At 67.7% G+C, this 22,723-nt stretch carries 21 protein-coding genes and 2 pseudogenes; 1 reads left to right on the forward strand and 22 read right to left on the reverse strand.

Features of this window, described 5'->3' with window-relative positions:
* Window positions 1-44 precede the first annotated feature (44 nt).
* The 8 genes and pseudogenes from L1066_RS28705 to L1066_RS14215 form a co-directional block, all read right to left on the reverse strand.
* Window positions 45-1,263: pseudogene (locus L1066_RS28705) on the reverse strand (FAD-dependent oxidoreductase); the annotation flags it as partial.
* Between the two features lie 2 nt (window positions 1,264-1,265).
* Window positions 1,266-1,685 carry an aspartate 1-decarboxylase gene (gene panD / locus L1066_RS14190; protein ID WP_235736939.1) on the reverse strand — a complete coding sequence of 140 codons (420 nt, stop codon included), beginning with the start codon at window positions 1,683-1,685 and terminating at the stop codon, window positions 1,266-1,268.
* Complete coding sequence (locus tag L1066_RS14195) at window positions 1,685-2,599, reverse strand: 4-phosphopantoate--beta-alanine ligase (RefSeq protein WP_235736940.1); 915 nt, start codon at window positions 2,597-2,599, stop codon at window positions 1,685-1,687. The genes panD and L1066_RS14195 overlap by 1 nt, the downstream gene beginning before the upstream one ends.
* Window positions 2,600-2,618: 19 nt before the next feature.
* Complete coding sequence (locus L1066_RS29290) at window positions 2,619-2,747, reverse strand: hypothetical protein (protein WP_283095433.1); 129 nt, start codon at window positions 2,745-2,747, stop codon at window positions 2,619-2,621.
* Entirely contained in the window at window positions 2,747-3,652 is a 906-nt protein-coding gene (locus L1066_RS14200; RefSeq protein WP_235736941.1) for a Rossmann-like and DUF2520 domain-containing protein, read from the reverse strand. The genes L1066_RS29290 and L1066_RS14200 overlap by 1 nt, the downstream gene beginning before the upstream one ends.
* A gap of 144 nt (window positions 3,653-3,796) precedes the next feature.
* Window positions 3,797-4,642 carry a class I SAM-dependent methyltransferase gene (locus L1066_RS27795; RefSeq protein ID WP_235736942.1) on the reverse strand — a complete coding sequence of 282 codons (846 nt, stop codon included), beginning with the start codon at window positions 4,640-4,642 and terminating at the stop codon, window positions 3,797-3,799.
* Window positions 4,588-5,532 carry a LicD family protein gene (locus L1066_RS14210; RefSeq protein WP_235736943.1) on the reverse strand — a complete coding sequence of 315 codons (945 nt, stop codon included), beginning with the start codon at window positions 5,530-5,532 and terminating at the stop codon, window positions 4,588-4,590. Before L1066_RS14210 ends, L1066_RS27795 begins: the two co-directional genes overlap by 55 nt.
* Before the next feature lie 66 nt (window positions 5,533-5,598).
* On the reverse strand, window positions 5,599-6,771 hold the full coding sequence (locus L1066_RS14215; protein ID WP_235736944.1) for a hypothetical protein: 1,173 nt from the start codon (window positions 6,769-6,771) through the stop codon (window positions 5,599-5,601).
* An 87-nt stretch (window positions 6,772-6,858) separates the two neighbouring features.
* On the opposite strand from L1066_RS14215, the gene L1066_RS14220 reads away from it, so the two are divergent.
* Window positions 6,859-8,283 (forward strand): bifunctional cytidylyltransferase/SDR family oxidoreductase, encoded by a 1,425-nt coding sequence (locus L1066_RS14220; protein ID WP_249224838.1) that lies wholly within the window; start codon window positions 6,859-6,861, stop codon window positions 8,281-8,283.
* A gap of 1 nt (window position 8,284) precedes the next feature.
* Here L1066_RS14220 and L1066_RS14225 read toward each other — a convergent pair whose 3' ends face one another.
* The 14 genes and pseudogenes from L1066_RS14225 to L1066_RS14285 form a co-directional block, all read right to left on the reverse strand.
* Window positions 8,285-8,911, reverse strand: coding sequence for a sulfotransferase family 2 domain-containing protein (locus L1066_RS14225; protein WP_235736946.1), 627 nt, complete (start codon window positions 8,909-8,911; stop codon window positions 8,285-8,287).
* A 68-nt stretch (window positions 8,912-8,979) separates the two neighbouring features.
* Window positions 8,980-10,140, reverse strand: a complete 1,161-nt coding sequence (locus L1066_RS14230; RefSeq protein ID WP_235736947.1) for a hypothetical protein — start codon at window positions 10,138-10,140, stop codon at window positions 8,980-8,982.
* A gap of 19 nt (window positions 10,141-10,159) precedes the next feature.
* Window positions 10,160-10,480: a sulfotransferase family 2 domain-containing protein gene (locus L1066_RS14235; protein ID WP_235736948.1), complete on the reverse strand. Its 321-nt coding sequence runs from the start codon at window positions 10,478-10,480 to the stop codon at window positions 10,160-10,162.
* A gap of 59 nt (window positions 10,481-10,539) precedes the next feature.
* Window positions 10,540-10,785, reverse strand: a pseudogene (locus L1066_RS28710) (sulfotransferase family 2 domain-containing protein); the annotation flags it as partial.
* Between the two features lie 41 nt (window positions 10,786-10,826).
* Window positions 10,827-11,993 (reverse strand): hypothetical protein, encoded by a 1,167-nt coding sequence (locus tag L1066_RS14240; RefSeq protein WP_235736949.1) that lies wholly within the window; start codon window positions 11,991-11,993, stop codon window positions 10,827-10,829.
* A 70-nt stretch (window positions 11,994-12,063) separates the two neighbouring features.
* Window positions 12,064-13,563: a CDP-glycerol glycerophosphotransferase family protein gene (locus L1066_RS14245; protein ID WP_235736950.1), complete on the reverse strand. Its 1,500-nt coding sequence runs from the start codon at window positions 13,561-13,563 to the stop codon at window positions 12,064-12,066.
* A 64-nt stretch (window positions 13,564-13,627) separates the two neighbouring features.
* Window positions 13,628-15,565 carry a glycosyltransferase family 2 protein gene (locus L1066_RS14250; protein ID WP_235736951.1) on the reverse strand — a complete coding sequence of 646 codons (1,938 nt, stop codon included), beginning with the start codon at window positions 15,563-15,565 and terminating at the stop codon, window positions 13,628-13,630.
* 29 nt (window positions 15,566-15,594) lie between these two features.
* Window positions 15,595-17,211, reverse strand: coding sequence for a glycosyltransferase family 8 protein (locus L1066_RS14255; protein WP_235737058.1), 1,617 nt, complete (start codon window positions 17,209-17,211; stop codon window positions 15,595-15,597).
* On the reverse strand, window positions 17,100-18,350 hold the full coding sequence (locus L1066_RS14260; RefSeq protein ID WP_235736952.1) for a hypothetical protein: 1,251 nt from the start codon (window positions 18,348-18,350) through the stop codon (window positions 17,100-17,102). Before L1066_RS14260 ends, L1066_RS14255 begins: the two co-directional genes overlap by 112 nt.
* 70 nt (window positions 18,351-18,420) lie before the next feature.
* Entirely contained in the window at window positions 18,421-19,305 is an 885-nt protein-coding gene (locus tag L1066_RS14265; RefSeq protein ID WP_235736953.1) for a TylF/MycF/NovP-related O-methyltransferase, read from the reverse strand.
* Window positions 19,280-20,341, reverse strand: coding sequence for a CDP-glycerol glycerophosphotransferase family protein (locus L1066_RS14270; protein WP_235737059.1), 1,062 nt, complete (start codon window positions 20,339-20,341; stop codon window positions 19,280-19,282). The genes L1066_RS14265 and L1066_RS14270 overlap by 26 nt, the downstream gene beginning before the upstream one ends.
* Window positions 20,338-21,483 (reverse strand): hypothetical protein, encoded by a 1,146-nt coding sequence (locus L1066_RS14275; RefSeq protein WP_235736954.1) that lies wholly within the window; start codon window positions 21,481-21,483, stop codon window positions 20,338-20,340. The genes L1066_RS14270 and L1066_RS14275 overlap by 4 nt, the downstream gene beginning before the upstream one ends.
* 25 nt (window positions 21,484-21,508) lie before the next feature.
* Complete coding sequence (locus L1066_RS14280) at window positions 21,509-22,099, reverse strand: hypothetical protein (protein WP_235736955.1); 591 nt, start codon at window positions 22,097-22,099, stop codon at window positions 21,509-21,511.
* Window positions 22,100-22,191: 92 nt separating this feature from the next.
* On the reverse strand, window positions 22,192-22,716 hold the full coding sequence (locus L1066_RS14285; RefSeq protein ID WP_235736956.1) for a DUF3180 domain-containing protein: 525 nt from the start codon (window positions 22,714-22,716) through the stop codon (window positions 22,192-22,194).
* Between the last annotated feature and the right edge of the window lie 7 nt (window positions 22,717-22,723).

Raw genomic sequence — 22,723 nt, forward strand, 5'->3', positions numbered from 1 at the left:
AGCCGATTGGCGCCGTGCACGCCCGAGCAGGCAACCTCGCCGGTTGCATAGAGCCCGGGAATGTCGCTGCGGCCCCACAGGTCGGTGGCGACGCCGCCGGAGGCGTAGTGCTCGGCCGGCGCGACAGGGATCAGGTCGACGACCGGGTCGACACCGTGCGATCGGCAGGTGCTCAGGATCGTCGGGAAGCGCCGCTCCCAGAAGGCGGTGCGTGCGTCGATGGTCGACTCGTCGACCATCGACCCGTCGGGGACACCGAGGTGACGGCCGTCGAGCCACATGTGCGGTTGGCCGGCTTCGTGCATCCGACGGGTGATCGCCTTGGCGACCACGTCGCGGGGAGCGAGGTCGGCGAGCTCGTGCTGCCCCTGCATGAAGCGCACCCCGTCGAAGTCGACGAGGAAGGCCCCTCCCCACGCACCGCCTCGGAGATCAACGGCTGCTGGCCGCTGGAGTCGGGCCCGAGATACATCACGGTGGGGTGGAACTGCACGAACTCCAGGTCACGCAGCCGCGCCCCGGCGCGCAGGGCCAGGGCCATGCCGTCGCCGGTGGAGACCGACGGGTTGGTGGAGGCCGAGAAGATCTGTCCGATGCCGCCGCTGGCGAGCACGAGGGCCCGGCAGTGCACGGCGCCGACACCGTCGCGCTGCCCCTCACCGATCACGTGCAGGGTCACGCCGGCCACCGCACCGTCGACGGCGCGCAACAGGTCGAGCGCAAGTGCGTGCTGGATGACCTCGATGGAGGGGCGGCCTCGACGGCGGCGATCAGTGCTCGCTGGATCTCGGCCCCGGTGGCATCGCCGCCAGCATGGGCGATCCGGTCACGATGGTGGCCGCCCTCGCGAGTCAGGGAGAGCACTCCGTCGTGGTGGTCGAAGTTGGTGCCGAGGGCGATGAGCTCCTGCACGGCGGCAGGTCCCTCATTGACCAGCGCCCGCACGGCATCGAGGTCACATGCGCCGGCGCCGGCGACGAGGGTGTCGTGCTCGTGCTGACCGGGGGTGTCGCCGGGGCCGAGTGCGGCGGCGATGCCGCCCTGCGCCCACTGGGTCGACCCGGCGTTGAGCACGTCCTTGGTGACGACCAGGACGGTGGCACCGTCGTCGTCCGTGCGAGCACGGAGCGCCGCATCGATGCGCAGCGCAGCGGTGAGTCCGGCGATGCCGGACCCCACCACGACGACGTCGGAACGGGTCACCCAACCCGGCTCGGGGGCGACGAGTCGGCCCGGGAGCACCGGGTCAGGTGTGGTCTGCACGGTCAGCGACCGGCAGTGACGTCGCCGCGCAGGAGGCCGCTGCCGGCAACAGCTTCGGCGGGGTCGAAGCCCGTCGCGAGGACCTTGTTGTCGTTGTCGACGAACACCACGGACGGCTTGTACTCGCGCGCCTCGGCGGTGTCCATCTGGCCGTAGCCGATCAGGATGACCAGGTCGCCGGGGTGCACCAGTCGGGCCGCGGCACCGTTGATGCCGATGACGCCGGACCCTCGCTCGCCAGCGATCGTGTAGGTCTCCAGGCGGGCACCGTTGGTGATGTCGACGATGTGCACCAGCTCGCCGGCCAGCAGGTCGGCGGCGTCGAGGAGGTCCTCGTCGACGGTGACGGACCCGACGTAGTGCAGATCTGCCTGGGTGACGGTGGCCCGGTGGATCTTGCTCTTCATCATCGTGCGCAGCATCAGCTGTCTCCCTTGGTGGTGGGCTGTTCTGGGACGGTGCCCAGGAACACAGGAACGTTGTCGATCAGCCGGGTGTTCCCGACCTTGGCGGCGACGAGCACGCGACCCTCACCACACTCGGGCGCTTCGCCCAGGTTGGGGTCGGTGACGGCAAGGTAGTCGACCTCCACGCCGGCCTCTGCCTCGAGTGCGACCAGGGCGGCCTTGCGTACGGCGTCGGCGCCGTCGGCCGACGCCGTCACCCCGGCCTCCAGGGCGCGGGACAGGGTCACCGCCAGCAACCGCTGCTCGTCGTTGAGGTAGCGATTGCGTGAGCTCAGTGCGAGCCCGTCGTGCTCGCGCACGGTCTCCGCACCGACGACCTCGACGCCCAGGCAGAGGTCTGCGGCCATTCGGCGGATGAGCACGAGTTGCTGGTAGTCCTTCTGGCCGAAGACGGCGACGTCGGGACGGACCAGTCCGAACAACTTGGAGACGACGGTCAACACCCCGTGGAAGTGCCCGGGACGGGTGTGACCCTCCAGCTCCGACCCGAGCGGACCTGGGTCGACAGTGACCTGCGGGTCGCCGCCGGGATAGACCTCCTCGACGGAGGGCGCGAAGACGATGTCGACACCCTGCGCCGCGCAGACCTCGAGGTCTGCGGCGAGGGTGCGCGGATAGCGGTCGAGGTCCTCCCCGCGCCGAACTGCATGGGGTTGACGAAGATCGACACCACGACCGGCCCACCCTCGCCAGTCGAGACCCCCGTTGGTCGAGCCGACCCCGTTGGTCGAGCCGACCCCGTTGGTCGAGCCGACCCCGTTGGTCGAGCCGACCCCGTTGGTCGAGCCGACTCCGTTGGTCGAGCCTGTCGAGACCCCCGTCGAGCCCACCCCGTTGGTCGAGCCTGTCGAGACCCCCGTCGCGGCCACGCTCCCCGCGCAACCCTCATCAACGAGGCGTGCCCTTCATGCAGCGCACCCATCGTCGGCACCAAGCCGACCCGGTGACCCCGGGCTCGGTGGGGGCCAACAACTCGGCGAGTTCGGCGCGAGTGCTGGCCAGCTGGGGACGCACCATCAGCCGACCACCCGGTTGTGGGGTTCGACCCCGCTCAGCGACGCCTCGAGCACCTGCGACATCTTCGCAGCGCGCAGCGGCATGATCCGTCCGTCGGACAGCGCACGGTTGAGCGTGGAACGGGCCATGGCGACGTACGACGGCAGCGTGTGCGGGGCGTTGAGCGTGAGGTCGCGGAGGTGGGCCCGGACCGTCTCGACGTCACCTCGCACGATCGGCCCGGTCAACGCCCGATCACCTTGGTTGAGCGCGTTGTCGAGGGCAGCTTCGAGCAGGGGGCGCAGGGTGTCGGCCGGGCTGTCGCCACCGGCGGCGGTCAGCATCTCCATGGCCTCGGTGACGAGGGTGACGAGGTGGTTGGCGCCGTGTGCCAGACCGGCGTGATAGAGCGTGCGGTGCTCCTCGGAGACCCACATCGGGCGGCCGCCGAACTGGGCGATGAGCGTCTCCGCGATCTCCCGCTCCGCGGGGCCCGCGGTCACGCCGAAGACACAGCCGGCGAGACGACCCAGGTCGAGCGCGGTGCCGGTGAAGGTCATCGCGGGGTGCATGGCGATCGGGTTGGCGCCGACGAGGCGGGCCGGCTCGAGCACGGTCAGGCCGTGCCGTCCGGAGGTGTGCACGACGTACTGGCCCGCACGGATGGCTCCGGCGCCGACGAGCGTGCTCACGACGTTGTCCAGCATGTCGTCGGGCACGGTGAGCAACAGGAGGTCACAGGCGCGCGCGACGGCCGTGGGCTTCTCGACGGGGATGCCTGGCAGGAGATCGGCGATCCGGGCCCGGGAGGCCTCGGACTCACCGGCGACGGCGACAACGGGGTGCCCGGCGTCGCGGAGTGCAGCGGCCAGCACGGCTCCGACGCGTCCCGCGCCCACCACACCGACCCGCAGTGCTGCGGTCATGACGGTCCAATCTCTCGTTCCAATCCCGCCGACCACCCACATCTCGTGGGCCGGAACGGGTATCGGACGTTGCTGTTGTTGGCTCGGACACCAACGCTACGCCTGTCGATTCCGGCAGGGAACCGGGTCACCCGGTGGGCTGGGTCACACGGATCGACGCGCCAACACGCGATAGAGCACCGGATCCTCTCCCCGGTACGGCGAGAGGCCGGTCGACTCGACCTCGGCGAGCACCTCGTCGAAGCCGAAGCGTTCGGTCAGCGCTGCCCGGAAGTCCGCGGCGTTCTGGAACCGGCGGTAGTGGTTGCCGTGCACCTTCTCCGCGTCGCTGTCCTTGTCGGTGCGGAACTCCGCCGCGAAGAGGTCACCGGAACGCGCATGCGCCCGGACTGCCGCAAGCAACCGCTCCTGGACCTCCTCCGGGATCGCGTGCAGGAAGAACCGCAGGTAGAAGACGACCGGGCCAGAACGGTCGGCGACCCCGCGATCGAGCACCGCACCCAGGGCATCGACGTCGGCGACGTCGCACACCTCGAAGCGGACCGAGTCCAGACCCCGCTCAGCCGCCTTCGCCCGAGCGTGCTCGATCCCGACAGGGGACTGATCGAGCCCGAGCACCTGGCGGCCTGCGCTGCCGAAGGCGCAGGCGTCGCGGCCATCGCCACAACCGATGTCGATCACCGTGGCGGGCATTTCCGGGCGGGCGTTGATGAACTCGAAGAAGGTAGAGCCGGCGCGGTACTCGTTGCCGGCATAGAAGTTCGCCCAGTAGACCTTGGTGCGCTGCTCGGTGCTGAGCGTGCCGTCCTCAGCGGCGTCGACCCGGCTCAGGCTCCAGCTGAAGCCCGGCTTGGGCAGCCTCCAGTCGTCTCCGTAGAGATGCGCGAGCAACGGCTCGGCGTCTCGCGGAGCCAGGAACGTCCCTCCCGCGAAGGTCACTTCCTCGGTGCCCTGCCAGTCGTCAAGGATGAAGGGGGCCTTGCCGGCCACCCCCACGTGATCCGGTAGCGCCCTTCCTCGTCGAACCACGAATGGAAGAGGTCGATGCGCCGTCCCGACTCGGGGTCGTGGATGTGCAGGAGACGGTGGCGGAGGTCGACCACCAGCCCGGCCCGCCGCAGTTCCAGAGCGATCTCGACGAGCTCGTCTGCAACCTCCTCCCCCGTGTTGAACCCGGAGACGTAGGCGCAGTCGAAGTCGTTGTCGTGGCTGATCGGGCCGCCGTCGCGGACGTGACCAAGCAGGCTCCCGTAGATGAGGAAGGGCTCCAGCCCACGCTTCTCGAGGATCGCTCGGGTCTGCTGGAAGAGGCCTGCGACGTCCACACTCCATTCCTCGTTCCGCTCGAGCGGCGGCACGAGGATCCCCGACTTGGAGAGCTTGTGTCCCGACTCCAGCAGGGCGACGAGATCCTCGACGGTGCGTTCGCCGGCGTGACGAGGATTCAGCCACATCCCGTGACCGGCGATGGGCAGCCGCTGTCCATCGAACCTCACCGTCAACCGCGAGTTGCGCCCGAGATAGTTCCACAATCCCTGTATCTGGAAGCTGAAGACCCGGACCTGCTGCCCGGAGTTTCGTCGGTCGTCGCGCCGGCCGGCCGTGGGGCCGCGGCCCCGGCGACGCGGACGAGCGCTGCTGCCGTCCTCCCGGGCCAGCTCGAACCCGGACAGGGGCACGTCGGCGGTCGGGTGAGTTGCCGAGACCAGGTGGGGGCCGACGTAGAGCTCCACAGGGAGCTGTGGCGTGTCGGCCGGAACCGAGACCCACCCGATCACGCGTTTGGGCGTGAACTGCTCCACGATTCCGCTGACGGTGGGCGTATGCGCGGACGGCCCGGACGAACGACGCAGGCGGCCCAGGCGGGGACGGAGTCTCACCTGCCGCACCCTACCGAGAGTCGATGCTCCTCTTGACCGGGCGACCCGGTTCCGCCGCCGCTCCGTTCAGCGTCTGCCGAACCAACGCCGCTTGGCCGGCGCCTCGATGAGCTTCTCCGAAGCCGCACGCCCCACGGCCTTGATGGCCCGCCTCTCAACCTTTCGGTGGTTGCGCAACTCGATCTTCGCCAACGCGCGGTTGGCGCGTATTGCCGTCTCGAGGGAGACGACGGTCGGAGGCGAGATGTCCTCAGAGGTGGGAGCGTCGGCAGGGATGGCCAGGCGTTGCGGGTCACCGATCACCCGCAACCCTTCCGCCTCCAATCGCCGCAAGTCCTCGAGGCGACGCTCGCTCCGTACCCGCGCCAGCTCCATGGCCCATTTCGGCAGCGGCGGCACCCGGGGCTCGTCTGCCACGGCCGGTTGGGACTGCATGGCTCGCAGGACGCCCTTGCGCATCAACCGATGAAACTCCTCCAACGTGGCGTCGTGCTCGTTCATCGAGATGACGAAGTGCCGGAGCAGTTCGACCTCGGGATAGGTCAACGAACGGTTCGACCTGGAGACGTTGTCGCCGACCATTCCACTGGGGAGTCCGAGGAGACGCTCGAAGACACCGGAGAGGAAGCCATGATCCTGGTCGTTGGCGACGACAACGGTCACGGCGTCCATGCCCACCACTCGACTCCAGCGCTCGACCTGGTCCACCGTGTCGTGGGGCAGCCAGACCTTCCGCCACAGGGGGTCATCGCAGTGGTCCTGCATCACCAGCTCGAGATAGCTCTCGTAGCTGCGGGTGATCCGCGCCTTCACTCCCTGCTGCCACTGCGAGGGGATGTAGGTGTCGTAGCGTCGGGCGACCATCAACACGTGGGGCCGCACGCCTCCGAGGCTCTCCACGACTCGGGCCATCTGGTCGTCAGTCGCCCGTCCCAACTGTTCATGGCTGATCAGCACGCGTTCGTCGGCGGCGTCGGCCAACTCCTTGAGCAGGTCCTGCCATTCAGTCGTGTCACGCGGCGGCGCGCCTCTCATCCCGTGGAAACCCAGCGGCTCGAGGTAGGCGCGCGGCAGGTCCGGGTTGCCCGGATAACACACGCCGTGGTCGGCCAACTTCGGTCGAAGCGTCGCGAACGCTGATTGGATGGAGGTGGAACCGGTCTTCTCCGGGCCCACGTGGATCAAGTTCGTCTGCGCCGGCAACAGCTCGACGCGATCCAGTTCATTCCCCGACACCATGGCCGGAGAATAACGTCCGATGACGGGGTCCCGGGGCCATAGGTGCGTTTTGCCAAGCGCGCAGGACCGGATGAGAGACTGTCATCCATGTCGCCTCGCGGACCACGAACCACTCGCAACGTCGCCGTTCTGCTCGCAGGAGGCGTGGGCTCCCGGGTGGGACTGGACATCCCGAAGCAACTGATCAAGGTTGCCGGCAAGACGATCCTCGAACACACCCTGTCGGTGCTGCACAGCCACCCCCAGGTGGACGAGGTGCTCATCCTCATGTCCCCGGGCCACCTGGACCCGGTGCGCGAGATCGTCCGCAAGGGCGGTTACTCCAAGGTCACGGGGATCCTCGAGGGTGGCGCCACCCGGAGCGAAACCTCGCTCAAGGCGCTGGAGGCCATCGGCGACCCCGACGCCCTGGTACTGCTGCACGACGCCGTACGACCGCTGCTCAGCCACAGGATCATCGGAGAGTGCTTCGAGGCGCTCGCCGAGCACGAGGCCGTCGACGTGGCCATCCCCTCGGCCGACACGATCGTCGAGGTCGACGAGCACGACGTGATCCGGGCCATCCCGCCACGCGCCTCACTGCGCCGTGGCCAGACGCCGCAGGCGTTCCGGGTGGGCACGATCGCAAAGGCCTACGAGCGGGCCATGGCCGACCCGGACTTCGTCGCCACCGACGACTGCTCCGTCGTGCTGAAGTACCTCCCTGAGGTGCCCATCACCGTGGTCCACGGCGACGAGCGCAACATGAAGGTGACCGAGCCGATCGACGTCTACCTCGCCGACAAGCTCTTCCAGCTGACGGTGCAGGACCAACCCGAGGGCCACAGCGACGAGGAGTACGCCGCAGCGCTGTCCGGCAGGACGATGGTCGTCTTCGGTGGCAGCTACGGCATCGGAGGCGACATCGCCGACCTGGCAGAACGCTGCGGAGCCACCGTGTTCCGCTTCAGCCGGTCGACCACCGGCACCCATGTCGAAAGACGTGCAGACGTGGTGAAGGCTCGTGACGAGGTGTTGGCGAAGACCGGCTCCATCGACTTCGTGGTCAACACGGCAGGCGTCCTGCCCCGTGGCGAGCTCCTGGAGACGTCCGAGGAGACCATCTGGGCCGCCACGGAGATCAACTACCTGGCACCTGTCTTCATCGCCCAGATCTTCCACGAGGCGCTGCGCGAGTCGAGGGGTGGACTGTTGCTCTACACCTCCAGTTCCTACACGCGGGGCCGAGCCGGCTACAGCCTCTACTCCTCCGCCAAGGCAGCGGTGGTGAACCTCACCCAGGCACTCGCCGATGAATGGGCAGGCCACGGCGTGCGGGTCAACTGCATCAACCCCGAGCGCACGGGCACCCCGATGCGCACGAAGGCGTTCGGAGCGGAGCCGGCCGACTCGCTGCTGAGTTCGGACGCGGTGGCGCGCACGTCCCTCGACGTGCTCCTCGGGAGTCAGACGGGACAGATCATCGACGTACGTCGTGACGACCCGCTGGCGAGCCTGCTCGAACAGTCCTGACTCAGAACTCGTAGCCGAAGGCCTCGATGTCTGCGGCGTAGACCTCCGCGACCTTTTGCCGGGTGGTCGCGTTGTAGTAGTCCTGATAGGGACCATGGCTGCTCTTGTTTGCCCGCGGGATCTCGACCAAGGGTTCGAGCCCGAGCCGCTCCCGCACCGTGTTGACGTCTGCGTGGAAGTTCTCGATCCGACCGACGAAGTCGGCCATCCGGTCGGGGGCGCTGAGCATCTCCATCTGGGGGCGTCCGACCTTGCGAATCTTTGCGGTGCCCTCAAGGACGAACGCGTCGAAGTCCTTCGCGAACTCACCTTCGGGGAGCCAGGCCTTGGGGTTCGCGTTCACCTTGCGAACGACCCGCGGCTCACCGCGTTCGTAGGCCTCGAAAACGGTGTTGACCATGCTCCACCACGACACCATGCGCGCCCACGGATTGCGCACGAACCCGAACACCCAGTAGTCGGCCAACTCCGGTTCCGCAGCCAAGATGCCCTTCAAGGTGGCATGCCGCGGCCGTCCCGCCACCTTGCGGGAGTCCGGCACCTCGGTGTCCAGCACGCGGTCGATGGTCGAGCCACCCGTCTTGGGCACGTGGACGAAGAGGACACGACGGGAGTCGGAGACGCGCATGGGCCAAAGTCTATGGGGTGAGGTCGGGAGGCCCGGCATCACCACACGACCGCCGAGCCCGCCCCTCCTCAACGACGTCGCAGCACGCGGGCGCCCAGTTCACGCACCAATTGCTTGCTGCTGATGCCTTCGAGCGGAGAGCGATCGAGGTCCGGGGCAGGGCGCTTCCGACGCGTTGCTTCCTTCAACTCATCCCGAGCCTTCTGCTCGCGTCCCAACGCCCAGGCCATGAGCACGGCGGCGCGCTCCACACTCAGCCGCTCCGGTCCGTCCGGCTCCTGCTCACGGACTCGCGGTGCCGCTTCCACCAGCCATTGCGGATCACCGGTCACCGTCGCCCCGCAGTTCTTCAAGAACTCCACGCGTTCGACGTCGAGCTGCCGGACCCGGTCAGCGGCCCACCTGGGAAGGAGGATCTGGGTTTCGGCAGGATCCTTGGGCATGTCGCGCAGGGCGCGAGCCACCTGCACCTTCAACTTGTCGCGGTAGCGGACTCGCGGGAGGCCCAGCGCGATGGCCTCGTGATCGAGGTTCCGCACGAACTCGGCAGAGCTGAGCGTGAGCGAACTGTTCCGTGACGGCGCGGCCACGAGCATCCCGTCGGGGAGAGCCATCAGCCTTTCGAAAACGTGGAGCAGGTGGGAGTGGTCACCCTCGCGGGCAACAACGAAGTTGAGGAGTGCCGCGTCACGGCCCGGCTCCTCCGTCCACTTGCGGACCTGGTCCTCGAGCCGGTGGCGGAGCCAGAAGTGCTCATGGTGTTCGTTGCCGTCCTCGTCACCCAGCACGAGGCGCAGCCATTCGTCGTACGTCGGGGCGTTGAGTGAGCGACGAACGCGTTGCTGCCACTGGGAGGGAAGCAGCCTCTCCAGGGGGCGCACGACATAGACGACTTGCGTCTGCTCGGAGCCCAGCCCCGCGAGCAACCTCGCTGCCTCGTCGTCGGACAGTGACGCGAAGTCCTCGTTGCTGATCCACCCACGCCCGGATGCGCCGTCCTCTCGCCGTCCACGAAGCTCGTCGACCCAGCCCTGCCCACCTCTCCTGAGGTCACCCACCGCCTTGCGGGCCCGCGGACCCTCTGCGAGGGTCCGGACACCGGCTGCGCCCAGTGTCTCCTGCCCGGCGTTGAACGCTGCCTGAAGCGTGGTCGACCCCGTCTTGGGTGGCCCCACGTGGAGAAGCGTCGCCCCGTCCGCCAACGGTGCAACGTCGAGTTCCCTGCTCATGCCCGTGTCACTTCCGTCATCAGAACTCGTAGCCGAAGGCATCAATGTCTTCGGCATAGACCTCGGCGACCTTCTGCCGGGTGAGTTCGTTGTAGTAGTCCTGATAGGGGCCATGCGTGCTCTTGTTGCGGCGAGGCACCACCTGCAGGGGCTCGAGACCGAGCCGCTGACGCACCTGGTTGGCATCCTCGTGGAAGTTCTCCGTGCGGCCCACGAAGTCGGCCTTCCGGTCCTTCGCCATGAGTGTCTGCACCTGAGGGCGACCCACCTTGGCGATCTTGGCCGTGCCCTCGAGCACGAATGCATCGAAGTCGTGCGCGAACTCCCCTCCGGCAACCACGCGTCCGGGTAGGTCTCGATCTTCTTCACGGCCTTGGGATCCCCTGCTTCGTAGGCCGTGAACACCTTGTTGACCATGCTCCACCACGAGACCATCCGGGCCCACGGATTGCGCACGAACCCGAAGATCCAGTAGTCGGCCAGCTCGGGCTCGGACGCCAGCAACCGGCCGAGGGGAGCATGACGAGCCCGCCCCTCGACCCGACGCGTGTCGTCGACCTCCTTGTCGAACATGAGGTCGATCGTGGACCCGCCGGTCTTGGGGACGTGGACGAAGAGGACCCGTTGGGAGTCGGAGACGCGCATGGCGTGGAGTCTAGACGGCGGTGGAGACGCGTCCGACGGGGTCAGCCACGACGCAACGCTTTGTGCGCGAGGCCCCGAACGCCCCCACGTGCGGTTGTCCGGGTACCGGCGAGCTCCTTCTCCAGTTTCGCGACCTGCTCCAAGGCATCCTGCTCCCGCTTGATCGCGACCCGCAGCATCTCTGCCGCAGCCTCACCCATCGTCTCGACGGGGATGTGCGGGACGTAGTCGTCGCCGATCTCCTCACGTTCCCGGATCGCCCGGATCTTCTCCGGATCGCCGACCACCCGGACGCCACAGGACTCGACGAACGTCGCCCTGCGATCGTTCTCGGCACGGATCCACTCCCACGCCCACTCCGGATGAACCGCACCTCGCGGTCCGGGCTTGGGGCGTTCATTGAGCTTGAGTCCGCGGATCAGGCCGCCGGAGATGAAGCGGGCTCGGAGCGGCCTCGGCACGCCTGTCGACTCGGTGACGGCGTTCAGCGCACGCACCATCTCGGACTCGGCGTAGGAGATCCCCCGGTTTGAGCCGGCGGGCTGGTCACGCAGCGTCTGTGCGGGGAGGCCCAGGAGCTTCTCGAAGGTGCGCAGGATGTCGCCGGGGTCGTTGTCGTCGAGCACGACGAGTGTGAAGCGCTCAGGTCCGACCACGTCCACCCAACGCTCCACCATGGCCTCGACATCGTGGTGCCCCAAGGCATCGCGACGCTCGAAGGGAGTCGGATCGTCCCCGAGGACCACCCGGAGCCAGTCCTCGTAGGAGTCAGGAATGCCAGCCTTGACCCGCTCCTGCCACAACGACGGAAGCAAACGATCGAGATTGCGCACCGAGGCGACGACGTGGGCATCACTGCCACCGAGTGCATCCACCAGGGTTCGAGCCTGGTCAGCGGTGGCCCGCCCGAAGTCCTCGTTGCTGATGCACACCCGTTGGCCATCGACGCCTCGGACCTCGTCGACGAGGTCCGTCCAGTGACGCATGGGCGGGACGTCGGTACCTGCCGGACGACCGGCAAGACCCATCGCCCAGCCCGCCTTGCGCCTCCGGGCACGTGACCGCGGAACATAGACACCGTGCGTCCGGAGGGTGTCGCGTCCTTCGAACAGTGCTGCTTGGACTGCGGATGTCCCTGTCTTGTGCGGGCCGATGTGCAGGAGATGGGCTTCGTCACCCAACAGCAATGAGTCTTGCGACTCCGTCATGTCCGTCCTCCGTCAGTCACCGAACTCAGACTTCAGCCTATCGGCCGGGCTCCTCATCTGCTTCGTCGCGTCACAGATCCCCGCGGGACGCGATGACGGCATCGACGAAGCGTTCACCGGCTCTTCCGTCCTCAAGGTCCAAGTAGTCACTGCGGAACACCTCGTAAGCAGCCGAGTGGGCAGTGCGTACGCCGTCCAGGTCCTGCAGGTGAGCCACGACCTCTGCAGTGGTCTGCACCAACGGCCCCGGCGCGGTCGGCTCGAAGTCGAAGAGCCAGCCACGGGAGTCCTTGTACCGCTGGAGGTCTGGCACATGGAAGATCATCGGCTTGCCCGTCACGCCGAAGTCGAACCGGAGCGATGAGTAGTCGACGATCCCGGCGTCAGCGGCCAGGTAGAGGTCGCTCACCTCGGGATAGTCGGTGACGTCGATGGCCCGCCCCCGAGAACCGTGCCGAGACTTCGTGCGGGCGTTGAACGCATGGCCTCGAATCAGGATGACGAAGTCGTCGCCCAGCTGTTTCTGCGCCTGCTCGAAGTCGAAGAAATCCACCATCGGAGCCGACTGGTCGTTCTCGGAGAGATAGTCGCGGAACGTCGGGGCATACAGCACCGCGATCTGGTCGGGCCGGATGCCCAGCGACTCGCGCACCACCTTCCGAAGCTCATCGCGGTCCGGCGAGAAGAGCACGTCGTTGCGCGGGTAACCGATCTCGAGCACGTCGCCCGAGTAGTTGAACTCGCGCCTCAGCAACGGGGTCGCGTAGCGGGCCGGAGAGACGAGGTGGTCCCACTCAGCCGCACGGGCGTCGTAGGCATCGACCTTGGCCTGGGAGAAGTGCTGGGCGCGCCAATGCGTCCGGCCCATCACCTTGAACGGATAGCCGTGGAAGGTCTGCACCACCACTTGGCCGTCCCGCTTCGTGAAGTACTCGGGCTGATACATGTTGTCGACGTAGTACTTCACAGAACCAAGCAGGTCGTACCACTCGCGGCTGTTGACCAGCACCGGCACACCGCCTTCCGGGACCGGCACCCCGTAGTCGTGCACCGCCCAGTAGACGGGCAGGTCCGAGCCACGACGCTGCAACTCGGCCTGGATGCCGAGCCCGTTGTCGGTGGCGCGCTCGCCGAAGTAGGAGCGGAAGAGGATGCCACGCGTGAGGGCGTTCCTCGTGGATCCCTGCGTCCGGAGCTGGTTCTGCGCAAACTTCCCACGTACGTCGCCCAACGGTCGGGCGAGCCACAGTTGGACCGCGCCGCTCGGCCCCCGCACGAGATGGCCCTCATGGTCATGCGTGTCGACGAGTACCGGCAGCTCCATCCGGAGCTGGGGACCGATCTCAAGTGGGAAACTGGTGCGCGCGCCGTCGTCGAGGTCGACGACCAGGTCGTACTGACCGGCCGGGAGCGGCTGCCGACCGAAGCGGTAGAACTCGTGGCGGAGGTCGAGGCGAGCCTCGAACTGTCCACCTTCGATGACAGCGACGTCCCCCACGCACTCCATGTCGAAGCGCACGGCACGGAGCCGGAAGCTGCCCACCTCGCCCAGGACCAGGCCGGAGATCACGAGTTCGCCCTCGGGGTGGTCGTCGCAGACTGGGCGAGCACCTCGGCGGCGGTCTCGAGCGCGATCAACCCGCGGTTTCGGTTGCCCCGGACCACGATCGCGTCGCCTGCCCGCGGCGGCGGCACCTCCCCGGCGCCAGGACCAGCTTGCGGCGCGGGTCACCCTTCACCTGCACCCGCCACTCGCGGTCGTCGCCGGGGCCCAGCGGCGGGCCCTGCGGCAGCTCGATCGAGAACCGGCCGCCATCGACGCGTGCCGTCGCGGACAGATCACGGTGCGAGACCTCGACTGCCCTGATGCCGTGCCCGGCAGGCAGGGTGGCACGGATGAGGCGTCCCTCGATGCTCACGTCGGTGACCTGCACCCCGTGATCGTCGATCCGGAACGACAGCGGCTGGGCGAAGCGCCAATCACTCAGGATGCGACGTCCATTGCCGATGATCGCTCCGGGCACATAGCCGGCCGCGCCGCTGCGGAGCACCTTGGTGACCGGCTCCGTGACAAGGAACTTCCCGGCCGCGATCCGCAGCGACACGCTCCACCGGTCACCGTCGAGGGACTGGTCCGACAGCTCGTCCACCGGAAACCTCACCCTGAAGGTGCCAGGCGAGTAGTCACACCAGAGGTCGTCAGTCGCGATCGGGGAACTCGCCCTCGGCTGCTCGATCGACTCGTGGACCAGCTCCGCACCGGTGCGCTCATTGCGCAGCACGACCGAGATCTGGGCGTCGAAACGTGCGAGATCGAGCTTGAGGATGGCTGCCGAACCGCTGAGCTCACCCCACACACGGCCATCGGTCTCGGCCCAACGCAGGTTCTCCAGCGCATGCCGGATCGTCATCTGGTCGGGACGCAGCAGGAACAGGTCATCCGGCAGCTGCGGATCATCGTGCAGCGGCAACTGCAGGAGGATCCCGTCATCACGCACCTCGGAGGGCCACAGCTGGGGCTTGACGTGTTGACGTCGTACCAGCTCCTGCGCATCCGCGCGACGATCCTGCCGTGCGAGCTCGACGAGCACTCGCTGGGCGGGCTCGGTTGCGTCCCAGACCCACTGCTCGGCCTGGTCGGAGTAGTGACGGACCGCCGCGACGATCTCTGCCCAGTAGGTGTCGTCGGAGGTACCCGGACTCGCCAGGTACCACTGGAGGTGCGCGTCGAAGAGTGTCGCCAACCACCCTTGGTAACCACGCTCGGAGAGCTCGGTGCGGAAGGCCTCCTCGCTCAGCCGCCACGCCTCGATACGGGCGCGAAGGTCCTTGAGGCTCGCGGTCTGCTGGCTGATCGAGCTCTTGTCGTCGCGAGCACGGTACTCATAGACGACGTCGGGAAGGACGTCGATGCTCTTCGCCCGGGCGAAGAGCTGCGTGATGATCGGCTGGTCCTCGTAGGCAACGCCCTCACGGAACCAGAGATCCTGCGCCTCCCAGAAGTCGCGGCGAAAGACCTTGTTCCACGTGTAGAGGTTGCGCAGCAGCGGAAGGAACTCGTCGATCGTGATACCAGCACGCGCGTGGGTGTGCACGTTGGGCACCCACGTCGGGCGCCACCGCCGGCGGCTGTCGAAGCGCTCCACGGACCCCACCACGATGTCGGATCCAGACTCGGTCGCCTGCGTCATCAGACTGCGAAGTGCACCCGCGGGAAGCAGGTCGTCCGAGTCGACGAAGGTCAGGTGGCTGCCTCGCGAAGCGCGTACGCCGGTGTTGCGGGCAGCGCCCAGGCCGCCGTTGGGGCGGGTCAGGAGGAGTACCCGGGGGTCGCGAGCGACGTACTGCTCGGCGATGGCTCGGGAACCGTCCGGAGAACCGTCGTCGACCAGCAGCACCTCGAAGTCCCAGAAGCTCTGAGCGAGAATGGAGTCGAGGCAGTCCGCCAGGTAGGCCTCTACGTTGTAGAACGGCACGATGATGCTGAGCCGTGGCCGTCGCAGGCGGCGGCCGGGACCACTTTGCACCAAACGCTTGGCGAATCGGCGGGACAGGTCTAGGAAGTCAGGCATCCATATCGCTTTCAGAGGCAGGCGACTGATCAGGCCGGAGGTTTCCCAGCGCGACGCTCGACCGACTCTGCCATGGCCGTCCACTTCTCCCCATACGGGACCAGCCGGTCCTGCCACGGCTTGCCGGCCCCGGCAAAGTGGACGATTCCCTTCGCGGTGCCGTCCAACTCCTCCAGCACCGGCAGCGCATTCCACCGCGGCTCGAGTTCCCGGCGCCGGTCGCCGACGTAGGCGTTCATCAGGTCCTGGTCGTTGAGGCCGTAGAGGCCGACCAGCGGCACCCACTCCTCGACGAAGTTGTCCTTGCGCATCTGGGCAAGGTCGAGGACCAACACCCCACAGTTGATGGCCCAGAAATCGAAGCCATGGCGCGCCGACATGGTGCGGCGCAGCTCTGATGCCTCCGCAGGCCCCAACTGGTCACCAGCAGATCGCCACAGCCCGGAGACGGCCTGCCGGGCCGGGCGACCCGCGACGGGTGCTCCGCGCAGGTCAGTCGCGGCAAGCTCACACACATCGCCCTCGGTGACGGTGTCGATGTCGATGTAGGTCACCCGGTCGATCTCCGGCATCAGTTCCGGAAGGAGCAACCGATCCATGGTGGCGATGGTGATGTGCGGAATCATCCGGAGCACGTCGCCGTAGTCGACGGCGTCACACCCGAGGAAGGTGACGGGCACGTCCGGGAAGCACTCGTGGAACCACTGACGGTAGCTCTCGTCGAGACCTCTCGCGGTTATCCACAACCGGACCGGTCCGCTGGCGTTGGACACGATGGACTCGACGGTGACCGGCAGCAGCCGCTTGAAGTTGGCATCCAAGCTCAAGGTCACGTCGGTGATCGTCGTGCTGTCCACCGACGCGTGCGGACCATAGCGGTGGGTGTCGGCAGCCACGGCGGCGACCGCTGCCGCCACGTCGAAACTGGGCGCCGGAAGCCCGAGCGGCTGCGCCAGGCGCGCCTTTGCCTCGCGCACGCGCTCAGCGGTACGCGCACGCCAGTCGGACCGGACCGTCTCCTCGTCTGCTCCGCTGAGGATCAGCTCGAAGGATGACCTGAGCAGTTCACGGATGCCCTCTTGCATGGCGACGAACTCCGGTGCTCCCGGGTGCATGCCGAGGAGGCCGTCGAACCGGACGTCCCCGAATTTCTTCGGCTCGAACCTCGCGGTCAGTCCCAAGGACGTTGCGGGAAGATAGGAGTGGAGACGGCTGGTGTAGACACCGTCGAACTCACGCTGGTAGCGATCGAGGAGCTCGAGCGCGGCTCGGGTGCCCGCAGTCAGGTCAAGATCACGATAGGACTCCTCGGCGTGGCTGAGCAGCGTCGTGGGTCCATTGATCGACTTCTCGGCACCATCGGGAAGATCAATGACAACCGTGCTCCGCTCCGGAAGCCGCTCGACAGCATCCAGGTCGGGGAACGCGGCATTGACGGTGGTCGTCAGGCACCCGGTGAAGAAGGCGTCCACGCCAGCGCTCAGCAACAGGTCGACAGTGGTCCAGTCCCGGCAACCGATCGGACCGTTCGCCTTCAAGTGAGCAATCGTTGCCTCATCGAGGGCCGCCGGCCGGTTGACGTGGAAGGAGACGTAGAGCGGCCGGATGTTGGGGTGGTAGGGCAGTCCGTACTTGATGCGGTAGATGGGATGCATGTGCCAACCGAAGGCCACCATCCACGTGGCCTCGGGAATGGGGTCGCCCTCGCTGAAGTCACGGCTGACCCGCACCAGGTGGACCGGCTGCTCCGACGAGTCGATCTGGAGTTCCGGTCGGATCCGTTGCTGCACCTCCGTCGCGAGCGCGCCCATGCCGTCCAGGCCGCTGAACCGCACCCTCGAAAGCGCGCGACGTTGCCGAGCATCGCCAAGGTCTGGACATAGTCGCCGAGATTCTTCGACGCCCGCTCCAGGTCAGGCTGGTGGTAGTCGAGGACACCCAACCGGATCGCTCCTGCCGGAGGCTCCTGAATCGGCTCCGGCTTGAGCCAGTAGGCGAGGGCATCGAACTTGCGACGGTCCTCGGCGGTCAGTTCATCCAGGCGCTCGTCGACCTGCTCACCCAGCTTCCGGGCGATCTCCACCTGCCCCCGAGCCAGGAGCTGACCTGCCAAGCGCACCAGGGTGTCGGCCGAATGCCCCGGGTGCTGGGCGATCTCTCCGGCCGCTTCCGATCCTTCCGGGGTGCCACTGGCCAACCCGGCTTCGGAGGCCTCCACGGGCACGAGTTCGGCCAGTCGGCTTCGGGGAACCAGCGCGAAGAGCTCCCACGCTCGCGCCTCTTCCTTGAGCTTGCCGAGCACCAGCGCGAGACCGATGCGACGCATGTCGTCGTCGTCAGCGTTGAGCCCCATCGTCAGCGCTCGCGCGACGTGGGTCTCCTTGACCTCCAGCAGTGCCCGGATCGTTGCCACCTGCGCAACATCACGAGCAACGCCCTGAGCGCTCAGGTCCGCCAGCACGGCGAGCGCTCGAGCACGCTTCGCCTCGTCCCGCACATCAGAGAACGTCAGACCGCCCTCACCGAAGCCCACCTCCTCGACCCGGTCCACATCGCCGACAACCGCGCCCGCCAGCCGCACCAAGCGCTGCTTCGCACGCAGCTGCGACGTCCGGGCACGGTCCAACTGCCGCCGCAGACGTTGCACCTGCTTGGCCGCGTTCGGATCCGCCGGCAGTGGGGCGGGGGCGGGCGCAGGCCGGAACGAGCGCCACGCCTTGCCGACTACTGCCCGGACCGTCGTGGCTTGACCGGAGGGTTCAGAGGGGCCGAGGGGTTCAGGCATGGCCGCACAATAACCGAACACCCGATCGCGCCCGACAAGCACGACCCTTCTGGTGAGGGAACTCACCGCCTCAGCTACGGACGAGATGAACCTTCGCCCGCATCTCCAGCTGTACGTCGGAGTGGGTGGCAACGAACTCGTCCACGGCAGTTCGACAACCGGACCACATGTGGTAGTCGTCGATCATGATGCGTCCGCCGGGTACGAGGTGCGGCCAGATCCGCTCCAGGCAGGTCATCGTGGAGGCATACCAGTCGCCGTCCACATGGGCGAGCGCAACGGGTCCGTCGATGTTGATCGTGTCCTCGAACAGGCCCTGGACGAGCGAAACGTTGTGCCCCTCCACCGCCACACCGTGCCGGGCGAAGGAGTCTGCGACCTCGCCGAGGAGATTGTCCCGGTATCCGTAGTAGGTCTCACCCCCGCGAGCCATCGCCCGGCCTTCCGCGATCGTCCGATAGCGCTCCTGCGCATCATCGCTGTCCGCATCGGTCGGCGGCGGAATGGTGTCGAAGACGTCATAGACGTACATCGGCCGGCCGGCTGCCTTCGCCGCCGCCATCACGATGGCAGATCCACCGCGCGCGGTACCCGCCTCGATCACCATGCCCTCGCGACCCGCCTGCTCCATCTCCAGGACACAACTGACCAGGGCGAGCAGGTGCATCTCCTCGAGGAAGGTCAGCCCCTCCTCACGCACTGCCGCCACCAGGTCCCGCACGTCAGCGGAAACGGGAATGTCCGGGAAGATGTCGAGGGATGCTGCCCGCAGGAGAGCCAGCTCCCGGGCCTGCTTGTCGACGGTGCCCCTGAGGTTGGCGATGCTCCCTCGCAGGGTCGCCAACTGCTCCTCTTGTTTTCGGACCTTGTTGCGCAACTTCTTCAGCCGCGGACGCAGATCAGGAGCAGTCGTGCTGGCATCGGCCGTCTCAGGCGTGCCCTTCCGCAGAATCACGCGGTGAGCGTAGCCCAAGCATGACCTCCGTCACACGTCGGGCGGCATCACCGTCGTGGTTTCGGTTGAAGCGGGCGTTGAAACTGGCCAGGTCCTCGGCCGTTCTCCGCGTCAGCGCCTCGACGTCGCGCACCTGCTCGATCACCGCGGCGGTGTCGGCCACGAGTGGCCCTGGGGTCGTCTCCTCGAAGGGGAACAGGAAACCGCGCGCACCATGCGTGTAATCGGCCAGGTCGGGCACCAGGAAGACGATCGGCTTGCCGGTCAGCGCGAAGTCGAAGCGCAACGAGGAGTAGTCGAGGACGGCGACGTCTGCCGCCAGGATCAGGTCGTTGATCTCGGGGTGGTCGGTCACGTCGATGACCCCCGGCCGATCAGCACCTGCTCGGTGGAAGCGGTGCCCACGCATGAGCAGCACGTGGTTGGGCAATGCCCTCGTGAACGCGTCCAGGTCGACCGTGTCCACCGTCTCCGCTGCCCTGAAGTTGCTGGCCCTGTCGTCACGCCACGTCGGCGCATGCAGCACCGCCGTCCGATCGCCGATTCCCAGCGCCGCCCGCACCTCCGCACGGCGCTCGAGTGCCGCCGTACCGACAAGTGCGTCGTTGCGGGGATAGCCCTCGTGGACGATCGGTCCGGCCCATTCGTACTGCTCGCGATAGTGGCGGTCCATCGCCGCGTCGGGCGTCACCAGCAGCGACCAGGTCGCCGAGGTGTGCTCGAGCTGGTGCCGGATCCGGCGCGGTGAGAAGTTCTTCGACTCCCACAGCACCTTGCCCATCGTCTTGGACGGATATCCGTGGAAGGTCTGCACCAGCACCTGACCGTCACGTGGGCGGTACCAACGGTCCGGCTCGACGTTGGTGACCACGAGGTGCGCGGTCGACCACGCGGCGTACCACTCCTTGCTGCGCACCAGCACCGACTCGGCGCCCTCGGGCACGGCGACGGAATGATCGGCAACTGCCCACAGGATGCGCAGGTCGGGACGACGCCGGCTCAGCTCGCGCTGGATCGCCAGCGGGCTGTCGGTCACCGACGTGCCGGCGTACGTCGTGAAGAGCGCGAGCCGTTCGTCGATCGGTGCCTGCCCGTGCTGGAGCTGAAGGCGGGTCTGGCGATAGGGACCGCGCTCGTCGTCGGCGAGCGGAGCGGCCACGACGACCTTGAGGTTTCCCTCGGGTGCGGTGACCTCCAGCCGGTGACGGGGGTCACCAACTCGAGTGGCAGCCGGCCGGCCAGTTGCGGCGACGGTTCGAGGTGGGGAAGGGCGACCGGCCCCGACGGACGGGGGCCCCGAGGGTGGAAACGACGGTCGACCACGAGTGGGACCTCGACATCGGTGCCGACCAAGCGCACCACGTCCTCGACCACCGTGACGTCGGTGACCTGTCCGGTACGAGTCGCGTGCGGGACCCGAGCGCGGATCCGCCCTGCCCCCAGGTCGGCCGTACGTCGGAACTCGCCCACCACCAGCTCGACCCGGAGGTCCCGATCGGCATCGGGCAGGGTCAGGTGCAGCGTGCCAGCGTCGTGGCACTGGTGACGCCGGCCGGTGAATCGGGAGGCGGCCGGATCGTCGACCTGATCGACAGCGAGTGGTTCACCGTCGCGGCTGACCGTGAACGCAGGGCGGTGCGTGCCGAAGTCGAGGGCACGAACGACGGCCAGCAGCTCGAGTGCGACTCCCCCGGGTGCGGACCGACAGCGTCGGATGCGCAACTCCATCTCGGCGAGCCGCGGTTCCACCTCGAGGAGGTCCTCGGGAATGTCACGCGGCTGGAGCTCTCCGAAGTCGGCAAGGATCCGGTCACCGACGAGCCGGGTCGGGAACTGCCCCGCCACATGGGTGCGCTCGACGACGAAGTCGGCAAGCGCCTCCCGGCGCTGCTGCGCGGCCAGCCATGCGGCAACCCTGGCTTCGACAGGGACCGTGCGTACGACATCGGGTGCCGCCAGGGCTTCGGCAAGCCGCGAGGCCAGGGCAACAAGATCTGCATCGCTGGCGTGCTCGGCGTCGACGAGGAAGGGCTGTGCCTCGACGATCAGCCGCGCCGGAGGCGTGCGCCTGTGCCGACGCAGCCACTGGGGCAGGCCAGCTGCGACGGCAGGGATCTCACCGAAGCGTGCGACCGTGGGAGCAGCCCGGCGGCGAGTGAAGATCCGCTTCAGGTCCATACGTGACGGTACGGCGAGCGCACCGTCAGGCGCGCTGCTTGGCCGGCTCGGTGGCCATGGTCAGCCATGCATCGAGCTCGCCGCGGAGCACGTCGATCTCCTGCTCCAGCTCCGACACCCGGACGATGGCCTCGGCCGCGCGCTCCTCGGCAGCCTCGGCGCGCTTGCTCTCAGCGCCCAGGTGCTGCTCGGCCTGATCTGCGCGACGGGCCTCGGCCCCCACCTTGAGCGTGGTCTCGGCGACCTTGCGCTGGGCCGAGGCGAGTTCCGTCTCGAGGTCATGGATGAGCGTCTGACGCTCAGCGATGCGCTCGGTCATCGCGCGCGCGAATGCCTGGTTCTCGGCCACCCGCTCGGCTTCCATGCGGCGATAGGACTGCGCCTGCTCGGCCCGGTCCTTGGCCGCGTCGCGGCGCGACTGGAGCAGCTCGCTGTGGGTGATCTTCGTGGCGGCACCACCGAGCACGACCGCGAGGGCCGCGGCGAGAGCGACGACCAGGAAGGATCCCGTGGTCACCGCACCGATGACGGCGAGACCGGAGACCACGAGAAGGACGACTGCGACGGTCAGACGGGTGCTGCGCTGGCGGCGGCGGTCAACGGGGAAGCCATGCACCCACGGTAGGCGAGTCGCCAGCCGGAACCCGGGAGGCGCTCGGCGCGCCGCAACGTGTCCCCAGTCTCGTCCCGTTCCCCGATGAGTGCTCGTCAGGCGGGGTCTGGCTCCACGCCCTTCGTCTTCCCGTCCGCGGCGCCCTCGTCGGGCGGCACCCGGCATGCCCGTTCGAGCAGGAGCGCGGCGACGCACATCAGGAGCCCGGCGGCCGCTCCGACGCCGGAGCGAAACATTCGTTCCCCGGCAAGCGCAGCCTCGCTGCCGACCCACGTGAGCACGTAGCCGGCGTAACCGCCGCAGGCGAGGGCGCCGACGAGGGCACACGCCTTGGCGAGCACCAGCCGGTTGACGGCCTTGTGCGGCTCCAGCCAGCCCTTCTTCTTGACCAGGAGTTGCCGGGTGGTCCACGCCGCCCATCCCAGCGCGCCGGCGACCACCAGCAGCGCACACACCTGCGCCCAGCCGACGGTCGGCGGGGACTCGCCCAATCGTTGGGAGACCGGACGCAGTGCCCAGCCGAAGACCAGTCCGACCACACCACACACGACCAGCACGCCGAGCGGCGTCGTACGCACACTGCCGGGACCGTCCAACGGCCCCTTCTGCGGCAGGTTCAACGTTGAT

Source organism: Nocardioides alcanivorans (genome assembly GCF_021555175.1).
GTDB lineage: Bacteria > Actinomycetota > Actinomycetes > Propionibacteriales > Nocardioidaceae > Nocardioides > Nocardioides alcanivorans.